Raw genomic sequence first — 578 nt, 5'->3', positions numbered from 1 at the left:
GCAGGTCGGGGTTTCCGGAGAAGTCCGTCGCGAGGATCTCGACTCCGGTGCCGGGGTTCTGCGCGTGGATCTGACGCACGGTCTCGGCGTGGAGCCATGCGCCCTCATCGGGGAGGTCGTCGCGAGCGACGCCGGTGACGGTGGCGTAGCGCAGCTGCATCCGGGTGACGCTCTCCGCCACCCGGCGCGGCTCGTCGGTGTCGTAATCGGCGGGCTTGCCGGTGTCGATCTGGCAGAAGTCGCAGCGGCGGGTGCACTGCGAGCCGCCGATGAGGAAGGTGGCCTCGCGGTCCTCCCAGCACTCGAAGATGTTGGGGCATCCCGCCTCCTGGCACACGGTGTGCAGGTCTTCGTTCTTCACGAGAGCGTGAAGCTCCCGGTACTCGGGGCCGAGCTTCGCCTTGGTCTTGATCCACTCGGGCTTGCGTTCGATGGGGGTCTCCGCGTTGCGCACCTCGAGGCGCAGCAGCTTGCGGCCCTCCGGCCCGGCGCTCACGCGACGGCCCCCGCGTACTCGCCGGCGAAGACCTCGGCGACCGACGCGAGGATGTCGCGGGGCGCGACATCCTGCCCGACGA

At 69.9% G+C, this 578-nt stretch carries 1 protein-coding gene; it reads right to left on the bottom strand.

Annotated elements, in window-relative coordinates; all coding sequences use genetic code 11:
• On the bottom strand, positions 1–496 hold a 496-nt coding region (locus ACWKWX_RS32715; RefSeq protein ID WP_483829941.1), incomplete at its 3' end, for a lipoyl synthase.
• Positions 497–578: the final 82 nt, after the last annotated feature.

It is taken from the genome of Pseudomonas imperatae (assembly GCF_057128625.1).
Note: the sequence above shows the minus strand (reverse complement) of the source record. Positions and strands in the feature narration are given on the sequence as shown.